The 15,683-nt window shown below is 67.0% G+C and carries 14 protein-coding genes; 7 read left to right on the forward strand and 7 right to left on the reverse strand.

The features are described from left to right. Positions 1–73: 73 nt before the first annotated feature. From ACLIIZ_RS07925 to ACLIIZ_RS07950, 6 genes are all read left to right on the forward strand, one after another. Positions 74–847, forward strand: coding sequence for a DUF2189 domain-containing protein (locus tag ACLIIZ_RS07925; RefSeq protein WP_416691569.1), 774 nt, complete (start codon positions 74–76; stop codon positions 845–847). 62 nt (positions 848–909) lie between these two features. Then, entirely contained in the window at positions 910–2,979 is a 2,070-nt protein-coding gene (locus ACLIIZ_RS07930) for a M3 family metallopeptidase (RefSeq protein ID WP_416691570.1), read from the forward strand. 22 nt (positions 2,980–3,001) lie between these two features. Beyond that, positions 3,002–3,466, forward strand: a complete 465-nt coding sequence (locus tag ACLIIZ_RS07935) for a glutaredoxin family protein (RefSeq protein ID WP_416691571.1) — start codon at positions 3,002–3,004, stop codon at positions 3,464–3,466. Further along, positions 3,463–4,227, forward strand: coding sequence for an exodeoxyribonuclease III (gene xth / locus ACLIIZ_RS07940; RefSeq protein WP_416691572.1), 765 nt, complete (start codon positions 3,463–3,465; stop codon positions 4,225–4,227). Before ACLIIZ_RS07935 ends, xth begins: the two co-directional genes overlap by 4 nt. Continuing rightward, complete coding sequence (locus tag ACLIIZ_RS07945) at positions 4,224–4,901, forward strand: Crp/Fnr family transcriptional regulator (protein WP_416691573.1); 678 nt, start codon at positions 4,224–4,226, stop codon at positions 4,899–4,901. Before xth ends, ACLIIZ_RS07945 begins: the two co-directional genes overlap by 4 nt. A gap of 71 nt (positions 4,902–4,972) precedes the next feature. Further along, entirely contained in the window at positions 4,973–5,164 is a 192-nt protein-coding gene (locus ACLIIZ_RS07950) for a YgaP family membrane protein (protein ID WP_298399699.1), read from the forward strand. 40 nt (positions 5,165–5,204) lie between these two features. Here the strand turns inward: ACLIIZ_RS07950 and pdxR are convergent, their stop codons facing one another. Further along, the gene (pdxR, locus tag ACLIIZ_RS07955; protein ID WP_416691574.1) at positions 5,205–6,686 is read right to left on the reverse strand and encodes a MocR-like pyridoxine biosynthesis transcription factor PdxR; all 1,482 of its coding nucleotides are present in this window, start codon (positions 6,684–6,686) and stop codon (positions 5,205–5,207) included. Positions 6,687–6,795: 109 nt separating this feature from the next. Between pdxR and ACLIIZ_RS07960 the strand changes: the two genes are divergently transcribed. Then, the gene (locus ACLIIZ_RS07960; protein ID WP_416691575.1) at positions 6,796–8,001 is read left to right on the forward strand and encodes a benzoate/H(+) symporter BenE family transporter; all 1,206 of its coding nucleotides are present in this window, start codon (positions 6,796–6,798) and stop codon (positions 7,999–8,001) included. 228 nt (positions 8,002–8,229) lie between these two features. Here ACLIIZ_RS07960 and ACLIIZ_RS07965 read toward each other — a convergent pair whose 3' ends face one another. The 6 genes from ACLIIZ_RS07965 to ACLIIZ_RS07990 form a co-directional block, all read right to left on the reverse strand. Then, positions 8,230–9,081 (reverse strand): bifunctional helix-turn-helix domain-containing protein/methylated-DNA--[protein]-cysteine S-methyltransferase, encoded by an 852-nt coding sequence (locus ACLIIZ_RS07965; protein ID WP_416691576.1) that lies wholly within the window; start codon positions 9,079–9,081, stop codon positions 8,230–8,232. Next, positions 9,078–9,953, reverse strand: a complete 876-nt coding sequence (locus ACLIIZ_RS07970) for a DMT family transporter (RefSeq protein ID WP_416691577.1) — start codon at positions 9,951–9,953, stop codon at positions 9,078–9,080. Before ACLIIZ_RS07970 ends, ACLIIZ_RS07965 begins: the two co-directional genes overlap by 4 nt. 55 nt (positions 9,954–10,008) lie before the next feature. Next, positions 10,009–10,776, reverse strand: coding sequence for a 16S rRNA (adenine(1518)-N(6)/adenine(1519)-N(6))-dimethyltransferase RsmA (rsmA, locus tag ACLIIZ_RS07975; protein WP_416691578.1), 768 nt, complete (start codon positions 10,774–10,776; stop codon positions 10,009–10,011). Between the two features lie 82 nt (positions 10,777–10,858). Then, positions 10,859–11,851, reverse strand: coding sequence for a 4-hydroxythreonine-4-phosphate dehydrogenase PdxA (gene pdxA / locus ACLIIZ_RS07980; RefSeq protein ID WP_416691579.1), 993 nt, complete (start codon positions 11,849–11,851; stop codon positions 10,859–10,861). Beyond that, positions 11,848–13,152, reverse strand: coding sequence for a peptidylprolyl isomerase (locus tag ACLIIZ_RS07985; RefSeq protein WP_416691580.1), 1,305 nt, complete (start codon positions 13,150–13,152; stop codon positions 11,848–11,850). The genes pdxA and ACLIIZ_RS07985 overlap by 4 nt, the downstream gene beginning before the upstream one ends. Beyond that, positions 13,149–15,641, reverse strand: a complete 2,493-nt coding sequence (locus tag ACLIIZ_RS07990; protein ID WP_416691581.1) for an LPS-assembly protein LptD — start codon at positions 15,639–15,641, stop codon at positions 13,149–13,151. Before ACLIIZ_RS07990 ends, ACLIIZ_RS07985 begins: the two co-directional genes overlap by 4 nt. Between the last annotated feature and the right edge of the window lie 42 nt (positions 15,642–15,683).

Genomic DNA, 15,683 nt, shown 5'->3' on the forward strand with positions numbered 1-15,683 from the left:
CCGGGCACGGGCCGGGAACCTCCGGCCCTTGCCAATGGTCTGAAGGGGTGTCCGCATCGTTCAGGAGTTCGACATGCACGCCCCTTCAAGCTTCCACAGTTTCGGGCACGACCTGCCGGCGATTCGCCGCGTCGATGCCCGCGCCCCCAGCCGCTGGCTGGAAGCCGGCTGGCAGGACATCCGCCGGACGCCGATCGCCTCGCTCGCCTACGGCCTGCTCTTCGCGCTGGGCGGCGACCTGATCATCCTTGCCCTGCTCGAACACCCGCACCTGCTGGCGCTGTCGATTTCCGGCTTCTTCTTCGTCGCGCCGCTGCTCGCCGCCGGCCTTTACGAGCTGAGTCGCGCCAGCGGCAACGGCGAAAAGCCGATCTTCGTCGAATCGCTGCGCGTCTTCCGCCACAACTTCCAGTCGCTGGCGCTGTTCGGCCTGCTGCTGGCACTGATCGCCACGCTCTGGGAACGTTTTTCGGCGATCTCCTTCGCGCTGCTCGGCGCCACCTCGGCCAACTCCGCCAGCGTCTATCTCAACGAACTGCTGTTCTCCGGCGAACACCTGCTCTTCAGCCTGACCTGGCTCGGCCTCGGCGCGCTGCTCGCCGCCTTCGTCTTCGCGCTGACCGTGGTTTCGGTGCCGATGATGGTCGACCGCGACTGCGACCCGGTGACCGCGATGGCCACCAGCCTGCGCGCGGTCGTCGCCAACCCCGGCCCGCTGGCGCTGTGGGCGCTGCTGATCGTGATCCTGACGCTGACCGGCTTCGCCACCCTGCTCTTCGGCCTGGTCGTCCTCATGCCGATGCTCGGCCACGCCTCGTGGCACGCCTACCGCGAGCTAGTAGAATAGACCGCTTGACGCCAAACACGGGGCGGCAGCGACCGCCCCTTTTTCTTGCCCCCGCGAAAACCATGACCGCCAACAATCCCCTGCTCGATTTCACCGACCTCCCCCGCTTCGACCTGATCCAGCCGGAACACGTCAAACCGGCGATCACCCAACTGCTGGCCGATGGCCGCGCTCTGGTCGACCGCCTGACCGCCGACAGCACGCCGGCCACCTGGGCCGACTTTGCCGGTGCCCTGAGCGACGGCCTGGAAGGTTTCGGCCGCGCCTGGGGCGTCGTCGGTCACCTGCATTCGGTCAACGACGTGCCGGCCTGGCGCGAGGCCTACAACGAGATGCTGCCGGAGGTGTCGCGCTTCTACACCGAGCTCGGCCAGAACCTGAAGCTGTTCGACAAGTACCGGGCGCTGAAGCAGAGCCCGGAATACGCCACGCTCTCCGCCGAACGCCGGAAGATCGTCGATAACGAGATCCGCGATTTCCGTCTCGGCGGCGCCGAACTGCCGGAAGACCAGAAACCGCGCTTCCAGGCGATCATGGAAGAGCTGTCGCAGCTTTCCGCCAAGTTCTCGGAAAACATCCTCGACGCGACCAACGCCTTCGCCGAAATCGTCACCGACGAGACGCTGCTCGCCGGCCTGCCCGACTACGCCAAGGACGCCGCCCGCGAAGCCGCCGAAAAAGCCGGTGTTGAAGGCTGGAAATTCACCCTGCACGCGCCGTCCTACGGCCCGCTGATGCAGTACGCCGACAACCGCGAACTGCGCGCCCGCATGTACCGCGCCTACGCCACCCGCGCCGCCGAGATCGACAACGGCTACTCGAAGCCGGAATGGGACAACGGCCCGATCATGAAGCGCCTGCTCGAACTCAAGGCAGAGGACGCGGCCATGCTCGGCTTCAACAACTTCGCCGAAGTCTCGCTGTACACCAAGATGGCCGACACGCCGGCACAGGTGCTCGACTTCCTGCGCGACATGGCGAAGAAGGCCAAGCCCTTCGCCGAGAAGGACATCGCCGAACTGAAGGCCTTCGCCAAGGACGAACTCGGCCTGACCGACTTCCAGCCCTGGGACGCCGCCTACGCTTCCGAAAAGCTGATGCAGGCGCGCTACGCCTTCTCCGAGCAGGAAGTGAAGCAGTACTTCACCGAACCCAAGGTGATCGCTGGCCTGTTCACGGTCATCGAGAGCCTGTTCACGGTCAAGGTCAAGGAAGACAAGGCGCCGGTCTGGCACGAGGACGTGCGCTTCTACCGCATCGAAACGCCGGCCGGCGATCTGGTCGGCCAGTTCTACATGGACCTTTACGCCCGCGAAACCAAGCGCGGCGGCGCCTGGATGGACGAGGCGCGCTCGCGCAAGCGCGCCGCCGACGGCATCCAGAAGCCGATCGCCTACCTCAACTGCAACTTCGCCCGCCCGGTCGGCGGAAAACCCGCGACCTTCACGCACGATGAGGTGATCACCCTCTTCCACGAAACCGGCCACGGTCTGCACCATCTGCTGGCGCGCGGCGAGGAACTGGGCGTTTCCGGCATCCACGGCGTCGAATGGGACGCCGTCGAACTGCCGAGCCAGTTCATGGAAAACTACTGCTGGGAATGGGATGTGCTGCAGGGAATGACCGCCCACGTCGACAGTGGCGAGCCGCTGCCGCGCGCCTTGTACGACAAGATGCTGGCGGCGAAGAACTTCCAGAGCGGCATGATGACCGTGCGCCAGCTCGAATTCTCGATCTTCGACATGCGCCTGCACTACGAGCTTACTGGCAAAAACAGCGACCCCGCCGGCAACAAGACGGTGATGGACCTGCTTGACGAAGTCCGCCGCGAGGTCGCCGTCCTGATCCCGCCCGAGTGGCACCGTTTCCCGAACAGCTTCTCGCACATTTTCGGCGGCGGCTACGCGGCCGGCTACTACAGCTACAAGTGGGCGGAAGTGCTGTCGGCCGACTGCTACGCGGCCTTCGAGGAAGCCGGCGATCCGTTCGACCCGGTGGTCGGCCGGCGTTTCCTCGAGGAAATCCTGTCGCGCGGCGGCGAACGCCCGGCGCTGGAGAATTTCAAGGCCTTCCGCGGCCGCGAACCGAGCCCCGACGCACTGCTTCGTCATAGCGGTATGATTGCTGCCTGATTCCGCTCGGAGAGGCCCATTCATGTCCAGACTTCTCGTTCTCTGCCTGCTGCTGTGCTGCGCCGGTGCCCAGGCGCAGGCTTATCGATGGACCGATGCGCAGGGGCGCACGGTGATTTCCGACGAACCGCCGCCCGGTCAGGCGCGCAACGTCGAGAAGGCAGGCGGCAAGGCGCAGGCGGACGACGGCCTGCCCTTCGCCACCAAGCTGGCGGCGCAGAAACATCCGGTGACGCTGTACACCACCGCCGACTGCATCGACGAATGCCGCCAGGCGCGCGAACTGCTGCAGAAGCGCCGGGTTCCCTTCACCGAGACGATGGCGCAGACAGCAGCCCAGTTCGACGAACTGAAGGCGCTGGTCGGCGACACCTTCGTACCGTCGCTCAAGGTCGGCCTCCGTTCCTTCCGCGGTTACAACGGCGCGGCCTACGACAACCTGCTCGACCTCGCCGGCTACCCGCCGCTGCCCGGGAAAAAACCTTGAAGATCGCCTCGTGGAACGTTAACTCGCTGAAGGTCCGCCTGCCGCACCTGCTCGACTGGCTGGCGGAAGCGACGCCCGACGTCGTCTGCCTGCAGGAACTCAAGCTTGAGGACGCCAACTTCCCGCGCGCCGAAATCGAGGCCGCCGGCTACCACGTCGCCTTCTCCGGGCAGAAGACCTACAACGGCGTTGCGCTGCTCGCCCGCTCGCCGATCGAGGACGTCGTCTGCGGCAACCCGCATTTCCCGGACGAGCAGAAGCGCCTGATTTCCGGCACTGTAGATGGCGTACGCGTCGTCGGCGCCTACATGCCGAACGGCCAGGAAGTCGGCTGCGACAAGTATGAATACAAGCTGCGCTGGCTCAACGCGCTGGCCGAATGGCTGGACGGCGAACTGCGACACTCCCCGCAACTGGCGCTGTGCGGCGACTACAACATCGCCCCCGACGACCGCGATGTGCACGACCCGGCACGCTGGCGCGACTGCATCCTGGTTTCCGAACCGGAGCGTGCCGCCTTCCGCCGCCTGCTGGCGCTCGGCCTGTGCGACAGCTTCCGCCTGTTCGAACAACCGGAAAAGACCTTCTCGTGGTGGGATTACCGGATGCTCGGCTTCCAGAAGAACCTCGGCCTGCGCATCGACCTGATCCTGCTCTCCCAGCCGCTCGCCGACAGATGCACGGCAGCCGGCGTCGACCGCGCGCCACGCAAGCGCGAACGCCCGTCCGACCACGCCCCGGTCTGGGCAACACTCAGTTGAGCCAGACAGCTTCCAGCGTGGACCGCGCCACCCTGCTCGGTCTCTATCCCGCCCTGGCCAACCTGCCGCCGGCCCGGCTCGACCGCCTGCTGCAGCCGTCGGCACTGTTCCAGCTTCCCGCCGGCGCCTGCGTCTTCTCCGAGCATCAGCCCTGCGCCGGCTTCCCGCTGCTGCTCGACGGCAGCATCAAGGTCGTCAAGCAGGCCAGCAGCGGCCGCGAACTGCTGCTCTACCGGGTCAGCCCCGGCGGCTCGTGCATCATCTCCTCGTCCTGCCTGCTCGGCCACACCGACTACAACGCGCGCGGCATCGCCGAAACCCCGCTCACCCTGCTCGCCCTGCCGGTCGGCGAATTCGGGCGGCTGCTGGTCGAGCACGCGCCGTTCCGCGATTTCGTCTTCCACCTGTTTTCCGAGCGCATCGGCGAACTGATGCAACTGGTCGAGGAAGTCGCCTTCGCCCGCCTCGACCAGCGCCTGGCCAAGCTGATCCTGGCCCGCCAGGCCGATACGCTGAACATCACGCACCAGCAACTGGCCGACGAACTGGGCAGCGTGCGCGAGATCGTCAGCCGCCTGCTCAAGGGTTTTGCCGCCCAAGGGCTGGTCAGCCTCGGCCGCGAACAATTGACGGTGATCGACCGCGACGGCCTGAACAAGCTTGCCGCTGTGTGACCCAGGTTACATACTGCGTGGCGCGGCGCGGCTAAATTGGCACCGTCCACTCACCTCTTGGAGAACACATCATGAAAAGCAATGTTGGCGGCATCGACAAAATCCTGCGTATCGTGGCCGGCATCGCCCTGATCGCCTGGGCGCTCACCGGCGGCCCGGTCTGGGCCTGGATCGGCGTCGTTCCCCTGGCCACCGGCCTGATGGGCTGGTGCCCGCTCTATCCGCTGATCGGCCTCAATACCTGCCCGCTGAAGAAGGACTGAGAGACTTCCGCCCCAAACGAAACCCGCTACGGCGGGTTTTTTATTTTGCCGTCAGCCCCTGGAGAACTGCGGCCAGTTGCCTGAGCGCTATTGCCATTTCCTCCGGCGTGTAGGCTGCAAAGCCCATCAGAAAGCCGGGGCAGCCGCCGCCACCAGCGGATAACGGGCTCAGCCCGAGCAGTTCGATGCCCGCCCGCTGGGCGGCGGCGACCGCCGGCGCCTCGTCGATGCCGGCACGCAGGAAGCAGGGCATCTGCATGCCACCGGCTGGCACTTCTGCCGTCACGAAATCGCCCAGGTGTTCGTCGACCAGGCGCGCCAGCCGATCGCGGCGGGCGGCATAGACGCTGCGCATGGCGCGCACGTGGGCGCCGAAATGCCCGCCTTCGATGAAACGCGCCAGGGTCAGTTGGGCGATCGTCGCGTTGTGGCCGTCCTGCAGGCTGCGCGCCACCGTCATCGGTGCCACCAGCGCCGGCGGCAGCAGCATATAGGCGATGCGCAGGCCGGGAAACAGGGATTTGGTGAAGGTACCGATGTAGATCGTGCGCTGCTCGTCGTCCAGCCCCTGGACGCAGGCGGTCGGCTTGCCGGCGTAGTGGAATTCGCTGTCGTAGTCGTCCTCGATGATCCAGGCCTGCTGCCGGCGCGCCCAGTCGATGACGCCCAGGCGCCGCGCCAGGCTCAGCGTCGTGCCGCTGGGAAACTGGTGCGAGGGAGTCAGGAACACCGCCCGGGCGTTCGCCACCGCGTCCAGGTGGCCGACCTGCATGCCGTCGCCGTCCAGCGGAATCGGCACGCAGTCCAGACCGGCTGCGTCGAAAGCCTTGCGGGCGCCGTGATAGACCGGGTCCTCGACGCAGATGCGCTCGCCGACATCGAGCAGCACCGTGGCGCACAGGCTCAGGGCCTGCTGCGAGCTGGTCAGCACCAGGATGCGCTCGGGCGCGGCGCGGGCGCCCCGTTCCAGGTTGATGTAGTCGGCAATCGCCCGGCGCAGGCTTTCCATACCCTGCGGGTGGCAATGGGCCAGGGCGCGCGCGCCGTGCTCCTTCAACACCAGGCGCTGCAGGCGCTCCCAGACGGGCAGCGGGAAATTCCGGGTTTCCGGAATGCCCGGGGCAAAGGGGCGGGCGGTCAGCGATTCGCGCACACCGCCGCCGGCCAGCATGGCGCTGCCGCGCTGGCTGAGCGCCGCCGCCGCCGGCTGGCCCGGCCGCGATGACGGTGGCTGCCGCGGCACCCGCAGCGCCTGCGCCGACACGAAACTGCCGCTGCCGACCCGGCGCTCGATGAAACCTTCCGCGTGCAACTGGCCGTAGGCCGCTTCCACCGTGTCGCGCGACACCCCGAGCGATCGGGCCAGGGCCCGCGAGGCCGGCAGGGGCCGTCCGGCATCGAGGGCGCCGTCGAGGATCAACTGGCGGATCGCCCGCTGGATGCGCACATGCCGGGGCAGGGCCTGGTGGGCAGGGTCGCCGAGCCAGGCTTTGACCGATTCGAGTTGGGCGTGGCGGAACAATTGGCCGGGTATCCAGTGATTAATTGGCGGGATTCGCCCGGCCATTCTAGCGCTATAACTGGGACTTTCCAGGCGGATCGTCGATCCCCTTTTTTTCCGGAGCCGTCCCATGAGTCCATCGCCCTCGCCACTACGCCTCAACGACCTCACCCACCCCGTCGTCGCCGCCCTGATCTCGGTCATCGTCAATTACGGCGGCACCTTCATCCTGGTCTTCCAGGCCGCCCAGGTGGCCGGCCTCAGCCCGGCGCTGACGGCGTCGTGGGTGTGGTCGATCTCGATCGGTGTCGGCGTCACCGGCATCATCCTGAGCTGGCTGGCCCGCGAGCCGATCATCACTGCCTGGTCCACGCCGGCCGCCGCCTTCCTGGTCACCGCGCTGGCGGTCACCCCCTACGCCGAAGCGGTCGGCGCCTACCTGATCTCGGCCGCCGCCTTCGTCGCCCTCGGGCTGTCCGGCTACTTCGAGAAGATAATCCGGCTGATTCCCCAGGGCGTCGCCGCCGGCCTGCTCGCCGGCATCCTGCTGCAGTTCGGCGTCAAGGCCTTCGCCGGCCTCAGCGTCGATCCGCTGCTGGCCGGGCTGCTCATCGTCGCCTACGTGGTGCTCAAGCGCTTCACCGCGCGCTATGCGGTGGTCGGCATCCTGGTGCTGGGGCTGGGTTTCCTGCTGTTGCAGGCGCGTGTCGATCTGTCCGGACTGGAATTGCGGCTGGCGGCGCCGCTGCTCACCGTCCCGGCGTTTTCGCTGAACGCCCTGCTCAGCGTCGCCCTGCCGTTGTTCCTGATCACCCTCACCGGCCAGTACATGCCGGGCATGCTGGTGCTGCGCAACGACGGTTTCCGGACCAGCGCCAACCCCATCGTCACCATCACCGGGCTGGGTTCGCTGCTGATGGCCCCCTTCGGCTCCCACGCCTTCAACATCGCGGCGATCACGGCGGCCATCTGCACCGGCCGCGAGGCCCACGAAGATCCGGCCAAGCGCTGGCTGGCCGGCATCGCCGCCGGCGTCTTCTACATCCTGGTCGGTGTCTTCGGATTGACCCTGGCCGCCGTCTTCATGGCCTTTCCCGCCACCTTCATCACCACCCTGGCCGGGCTGGCCCTGCTTGGCACCATCGGCGGCAGCCTGACCAACGCCCTGGCCGATGCCAAAACCCGCGAAGCGGCGCTGATCACCTTCGTCGCCGCCGCCGCCAACATCACCCTGCTCGGCATCGGCGGCGCCTTCTGGGGACTGGTCATCGGCCTGCTCGCCCACGCCGTATTGAACGGCCGTCTGCCCCGGCTGTCGCGCCGGGCGCCGGCCTGATCGGCAGCAACCCGCCCTAGCCGATCGAGGCGGTCCGAGGCAGCACAAAACCGTCCAGTTTGTAACGCGAATGGCGGCCGGGATGACCCGGACCGCCATTTCATTGGTTCATTCGGAATTTACCCAGCTTATGGCGCATTGCATGCGCAACCTTACGCCATAACCAGGCCATCGCGCTTCATGTGGCGCAGCAAAACCGGAGCAGGAAATCGCAAGGCGGGGAAAGCATCAAGCGTCGGGCGCGCGGCGGCCGGCTTCCCAGAGTTGCAGGGCGAGCTTGCGCTCCTCGCCCCAGCGGTAGTTGCCGCTTTCGCCGCTGTCGCGGATCACCCGGTGACAGGGAATCAGGAAACCGATGTCGTTGGCCGCCAGCGCCGAGCCGACCGCGCGCTGGGCGCGCGGCGCGCCGATCCTGCCGGCGAGTTGCCCGTACGACAGCACTTCGCCCGGCGGCACGCGGATCAGGGCTTCCCAGACCTTGAGCTGGAAGTTGCTGCCGCGCAGTTGCAGGTGCAGCGGCACGCCGCTCACCAGTTCGCCGAAGATGCGCTGTAGCATGGCCGCTGCCCCTTCGTCCGAACGCCGCATTGCGGCGCGCGGCCATTCCTCGGCCAGGGTGGCGAGCGAGGCGGCGCCATCGTCGCCGATAAAGGACAGATGACAGATGCCGCGCCCGTTCCAGGCCAGGAAGGCGATCCCGAACGGCGTCGGGCCGCTGCCATAATCGAGGGTGACGCCCTCGCCGCCGCGCTGGATTTCGCCCGGCGTCATTGCCTCGCCGACGATCATCAGGTCGTGCAGCCGGCCGTTGCCGCTGAGGCCGGCGTCGAGCGCGACGCTCAGCGTATCGGCGGCAGCGCGCAGGCGGCTGCGGGCGTATTCGCGGGTCAGGTGCTGGACGAAGCGCTTCGGCGAGATGCCCGCCCATTCGGCGAAAACGCGCTGCAGATGGGCCGGGCTGAGGCCGACGACGGCGGCCAGTTCGGCCAGCGTCGGCTGGCTGCGCGCGTGGCGGCGCAAATGGACGATGGCCCGGGCGACGATGTCGTAATGGCGGCAGGCGGTGGCGAGATCGTTCATGACGTTTTCTCCCGCTGGCCGATGCCGGTGACCAGCGCGGTGCCGGCGAGCACGGTGAGGCCGCCGACCAGGGTATGCCAGCCGACCTGCTCGGCGAGGAAGACGACGCCCCAGAGGACGCCGAACAGGGGAATCAGGTAAGTGACGGTCAGCGTGCGCACCGGGCCGATTTCGGCGACCAGCCGGAAATAGAGCAGGAAGGCGACGCCGCTGCACAGGACACCGAGCGCAACCACTGCTGCCAGCACACCAGGTGGCGGCATCTGTTCAGGCAACGGCGAAAGCAGCGCCAGCGGCGCCAGGTAGAGGGTTGCCGCCGCCAGGTTGCCGAAAGCGCCGGCGTGTGGTTCCAGATTGCCGATCCGGCGGGTGTACTGGCTGGCGATGCCGTAGCAGACGGCGGCGCCGATCCCGGCCAGGACGGCCAGTCCGCCGCCGGCCGGCAGGGCGCCAACCTCGACCCCGGCGAGCAGCGCGACGCCGGCAATGCCCAGGGCGAGACCGCCCAGCACGCGCGGTTCCGGCCAGCTACGGGCGAGCAGGGCGCCGATCAGTGCCGCCCAGATCGGCGCCGTGGCGTTGAGCACGGCGAGCAGCGAAGCCGGCGTCAGGCGCGCGGCGTAGGCGAAGAGCAGGAAGGGCAGCGCCGAGTTGAGCAGGCCGAGGACCAGGAAGGCGCGCCAGTTGGCGCGTAGCGCCAGCGGCCGGCGCAGGATAAGAGCGACCGCCCACAGGAAGAGCGCCGCCAGCCCGACGCGGAAGAAGACCAGCCAGGCGGCGCCGAGCACCGGCGCGGCGATGCGCATGAAGAGGAAGGAAGCGCCCCAGATCGCGGCAAGCAGGACGAGGCGGAACAGGTTGGCGGAGGACATGGGCCGCAGTATGGCAGCGCCGGCAAGCGGCGCAATCCGATTCTTGCGCCGCCGTTCAGCCGGCCAGGAAGTTGGCGATGCGCACGTAGTCCTCGACCGGCAGGTCTTCCGGGCGCAGCGTCGGGGCGATGCCCAGGGCGGCGAAGCCGGCGTCGTCGAGGATGCCCTTGAGGTTGTTGCGCAGCATCTTGCGGCGCTGGGCGAAAGCGGCCTGAACCAGCGTCGACAGGCGTTCCGGATTCTTCGCGGTGAGCTGCTCCGGGGGTTTCGGGATCAGCCGGACCACCGCCGAATCGACCTTGGGCGGCGGGTCGAAGCTCTCCGGCGGCACGTCGATCAGCCACTCCAGCCAGAAGCTGTACTGCAGCATCACCGACAGCCGGCCGTAGTCGGCGCAGCCGGGTTCGGCGACCATGCGCTCGACGACTTCCTTCTGCAGCATGAAGTGCATGTCGCGCACCTGCTGGCCGTAGCTGGCGAGGTGGAAAAGGAGCGGCGTCGAGATGTTGTAGGGCAGGTTGCCGACCAGGCGCAGGTCGCTGCCGATGCTGGCGAAGTCGAAGGCGAGCGCGTCGCCTTCGTGGATGGCAAGGCGCTCGGCCGGATGCTGCTTTTTCAGGCGGGCGATCAGATCGCGGTCGATTTCGACGACGTGCAAGCGGTCGACGCGTTCGAGCAGCGGCACGGTGATGGCGCCGAGGCCGGGGCCGATCTCGACGACGGTATCGCTGCGTTTGGGATCGATCGCCGAAACGATGGCGCCGATGATGCCCTGGTCGATCAGGAAGTTCTGCCCAAAACGGCGACGTGGAATATGTTTCATCAGTGGTCGCCGTTTCAGAGAAGGCTAACGCGCCGCAGGCGGGTTATGCCGGAACTAAAACGTTTGCGGGCGACGTGTCCCTTCATTGCTGCTTCCTTTGTGCCATGCGCGCCGCTTCGCTGACCGCGGCGAACAGGCTGCCGGGGTCGGCCTGGCCGGAAGCGGCGAGGGCCAGTGCGGTGCCGTGGTCGACCGAGGTGCGGATGATCGGCAGGCCGAGCGTGACGTTGATGCCGTTGCCGAAGGTGGCGTACTTGAGCGCGGTCAGGCCCTGGTCATGGTACATCGCCAGCACGGCGTCGCCGCCGGCGAGCACCGGCGGGGTGAACATGGTGTCGGCGGGGTGGGGGCCGGAGAGTCGCAGGCCTTCCGCGCACAGCCGGGCGAGCGCCGGTTCGATGATGTCGATTTCCTCGCGCCCGAGGTAGCCGCCCTCGCCGGCGTGCGGGTTCAACCCGGCGACCAGGATGCGCGGTTCGGCGATGCCGTACTTGCCGCGCAGATCGGCGTCGACGATACGCAGCGTGCGTTCGAGCAGGTCTGCGGTAATCGCCGCCGGCACGTCCTTCAGCGGCAGGTGCGTGGTGGCCAGCGCGACGCGCAGCGGGCCGCGATCGGTGTCGCCGGCGAGCATCATCACCACCAGCGGCGTGCCGGTTTTTTCGGCGAGGTATTCGGTGTGGCCGGTGAAGGCGACGCCGGACTCGTTGATCACGCCCTTGTGCACAGGCGCCGTCGCCATCGCGGCGAATTCACCGGACTGGCAGCCGGCCAGCGCGCGATCGAGCAGGGCCAGCACATAGCGGCCGTTGGCGGCGTCGAGAACGCCGGCCTCGGCCGGCGCGGCGAGCGGCAGATGGATGAGGTCGAGCGTGCCGGGTGCGGCCGGAACAGCGGGTTCATAGTCGCGCAGGACGATGTCGAGGCCGAGTAGTCCGGCGCGTTGGCGCAGCAGATCCCGATCGCCGAGGACGACCGGACGACCGACGCCGGACCAGCCGGCAAGCTGCAGGCAGAGTTCGGGACCGATGCCGGCCGGCTCGCCGCTGGTGACGGCGATCACCGGTAGGATCATTGTTGCTCCAGGCGGTTTTCGACGTAGGTACGGTCGCGCAACTGGCGCAACCAGTCCTGGTAGGCCTCGTCGAGCTTGCGCTCGCGGATCGCCTGGCGGGCGACCGAACGCTGGCGCTCGGAAGATACGTCGCGTTCGCGGCGCTCCATGACCTGGATCAGGTGCATGCCGAACGGCGACTTGATGACCTGACTGAGTTCGCCGGGTTTCAGCGCGTCCATCGCCCGCTCGAAATCGGGCACGGTATCGCCCGGATTGAGCCAGCCGAGGTCGCCGCCCTTGGCGGCGGAACCGTCCTGGGAAAAGATGCGCGCCTGCTCGGCGAAGTCCATGCCATTGACGATGCGTTCGCGCACGGTTTCCAGGCGATGGCGGGCGTCGGCTTCCGACATCACTTCGTTGGTCCGGATCAGGATGTGACGGGCGTGCGTCTGTTGCACCGAGGCCGGCTGGTTGGCACCGCGCCGTTCGACCAGCTTGACGACGTGAAAGCCGGCCGAGGAACGCAACAACTCGCTGACGCCGCCAGCTTGCAGCTTGCCGGCGGCTTCGGCGTAAAGGACCGGCAGGCGGTCGAGCGGCCGCCAGCCGAGGTCGCCGCCCTGCAGGGCATCCGGAGCATCGGAGAAGGCGGCCGTCAGTTCGGCGAAGTTTTCCCCGGCGCGCGCCCGGGCCAGCGCCAGTTCGGCGCGCTGACGCAACTTCTGCAATTGTTCCGGGGTCGCCGATTCCGGCGCCCGCAACATGATGTGCGCCAGCCGGTACTCGTCGCCGCCGCCGTTGGCCGCCTGGTTGGCGAGGTAGTTCTCGATCTCGGCGTCGGAAACGGCGAGGCGGCTCTCCACCTCGCGCTCGCGCAGGCGGGCCATGATCATCTCGCCGCGGATTTCCTCGCGGAATTCGTCGTAGCCGATGCCGTCCTTTTCCAGCGCGACGCGGAACTGGGGCAGCGTCATGTTGTTGTTGGCGGCGATGCGGCCGATCGCCTGGTCGAGCTGGGCGTCGTCGATGCGCAGGCCGCTTTCCTTGGCGTAGGCGAACTGCACCTGCTCCATGATCAGCCGTTCGAGCATCTGCTTTTCCAGCACGTCCTGCGGCGGGATCGGCGTGCCCTGCTTCTGCAACTGGCGCAGCGCGACATCCAGACGCGAGCGCAGTTCGTTGCGGGTGATCGCGCCATCGCCGACGACGGCGACGATGTAGTCCGCCTCGACGGCTTCCGCCGGGGCGGCCTGAGCGGCCGGAACGAACAGCGAACACAGGGAAAGGAAAAGGATGAGGGTCTTGGACATGGTGGTCATGGGTTGGCGATCAGGTTGCCGTCGACGGGCAGTTCGTTGGTTTTACCATAACCCGGGATGCTACGCCGCAACAGACCGAGCGGATTGGAACCGATACTGGTGAAGTCCTGCAGTTCGAGCTGCAGGTAATAACTGGTGTTGGCTTCGCCGGAAGTCGCCGCCAGACGCTGCACGACGCCGCGCATGGCCCAGCAGCCGGCGTTGTATTCGAGGCCGCCGATGGTCTCCAGGGTCTGGTGGTCGCGCAGCGAGTAGTTGAAGCGGCCGACCGCGTACCAGCGCGGCGCCAGCGGCCACTGGCCGGCGAGGTCGACCTGGTCGACGACCGACTTGTTGGTCAGCGGATCGCGCGTATAGCGGTAGCTCGCCGACAGTACCTTGCCGTAATCGGGCTGGAAGCGGACACCGGCCGAGAAGCGGTCGTTGGTACGCGCCTCGTAGTTGTATTCCCAGGTCGCCTCGGCATAGGTCTTCGGCGCGACGAGGCCGGTGACCGAGGCGATCAGGTTGGAGAAATTGTCCGGCCGCGAGGTCTCGCCGGGCAGGGTGACGCGCTGCTTGGCAAAGTAGTAGCGCTGACCGATCATCGCCTTGAAGCGCTCGGCACCGGTTGTGCCGTCGAGGATGCGGGTGGTCAGTGCCGCTGTCAGCTGGTGGGCGTCGTTGATCCGGTCGTAGCCGCTGTAACGGTTTTCGGAGAAGACCTGGGCGAAGTTGAAATCGGACAGCGCGGTGTCGAAGACCGGAATCTCGCTCTGGTCCTTGTACGGGATGTAGACGTAGTAGAGCCGCGGCTCCAGCGTCTGCAGGAAACGGTGACCGAGGAGGTCGAGGTCGCGCTCGAAGACAGTGGTGGCATCGAGCGAGAAGGTCGGCAACACCCGCGTGATATTGTCGGAGCCGCCGCCGTTGAGCGTCGCCCGGTCGATCGCGTAGCTGCTCATGTGCAGGCCGAGCTTGGGCGTGATCTGGTAGGCGGCGCCGATCACCGGGTAGCTCAATTGCGGATAGAGGACGAAACGGTCGCCGCGGTCCTTGTTGGCGTGATCGTCGTGGGTGAAACGCGAATACTGGCCGAGCATCGTGAAGTCGAAACCCAGCAGGTCCGGCTTGTAGCCGAGCAGATTCAGTTGCGGCTCAAGGAAGTAGGGACGGGCCACCGGATTGGCTGCGTCGGGCTGCAGCGTCTGGTAGCGCAGCACCTGCAGCGAGCCCTGCCACCACGGACTGGGCGCGTAATTGAGCGAAGCCCGCCGCTCGAGCTGCACCTGCGAGGTCTGCAGCAGGCGCGACGACATGTCTTCCCAGTAGGTGTCGTCGGAAACGCCGTTCCAGTTCAGGGCGCCGGTGAGGTCGTCGGTGAAACGCTGCAGGTGACGGATCGAGTAAGCGTAACGGCGAGTGTGATCGCTCGCGTCGTCGCCCAGGTACTCGCCGCGCCACTCGCCCTCGCTGCGCTCGCTCAGGTAACGCGTTTCCAGGCCAAGCTGGGTGCCGCGCTTGCTCATGTAGCGCGGATAGAAGGTGGCGTCGTAGTTGGGCGCGATGTTCCAGTAGATGGGCAGACTGATGTCGAGACCGGTCTTCGTCGACTGCTTGAACGACGGCGTCAGCAGGCCGGAACGCCGCTGGCTGTTCATCGGGAACCAGGCCTTCGGCGCGTAGAACAGCGGCACCCCCTTGAACCACAGCGAGGCATCGCTGGCGTTGCCGTAGTTCTCGTTGTAATCGAGGTCGATCTCGCCGGCCTTCAGGTACCAGTCCGGTGACGCCGGCTTGCAGGTGGAAAAGGTGCTGTTGTCGAGGCGCATGCGGTTCTCGCCGGCGAACTCGATACGTTCGGCGGTGCCCTGCGCAGTGATCTGGCGCGGCGCTGCCTGCTCGGTCGGCAGACCATAGACGTTGGCGACATTGAGCATCATCGGCGCGCCACTGTTGGCGCCGCTGACACTGGCCACGGTGACGACGTTCTGGTTGGTCTCGTAGACGCGGCTGGCGACCTCCTTGGTCACCGAATACCGCGATTCCTCGGCGAAACCCAGCTGGTCCGACAACTTCATGCGCAGGTGCGTCGTCTCGATCTCGGCACCATCCTGCAGCAGCACGACCTTGCCGCTGGCATCGACCTCGTCGTCGAGCGGCTTGTAGGTCAGGCGGTCGGCACGCAGTTCCAGGCCCGACTTGCGCAGTTCGACATTGCCTTCGGCAACAGCCAGTTCAGAAGCTTGACCTTCCAGATGATCGGCAGTGAGGAAGAGCGGCAGCGGATCGTCAACGCTGGACAGGGGCACCAGACCGCCGGCAGCGGCCAGCTTCGGAGCCGTCTTGCGCCTCGCCAGCAGGTTGAAACGCTTCTCCAGACGCAGCGGCACGGCACCGATGGCTGCGGCAGCGCTTTCGGCCTCGCCCGTGTTCGCCTGGGCGAACGGAACGCCGGCAAACAGGCAACAGACCAGCGCGGCAATCGGACGTCGGGAAAAACCAGTCATCGGGGCATTCTGGAGGTGCCGGGACCGGAAAGGCCGATGCCC

It is taken from the genome of Azonexus caeni (assembly GCF_048146105.1).
Classification (GTDB): Bacteria; Pseudomonadota; Gammaproteobacteria; order Burkholderiales; family Rhodocyclaceae; genus Azonexus; species Azonexus aromaticus_B.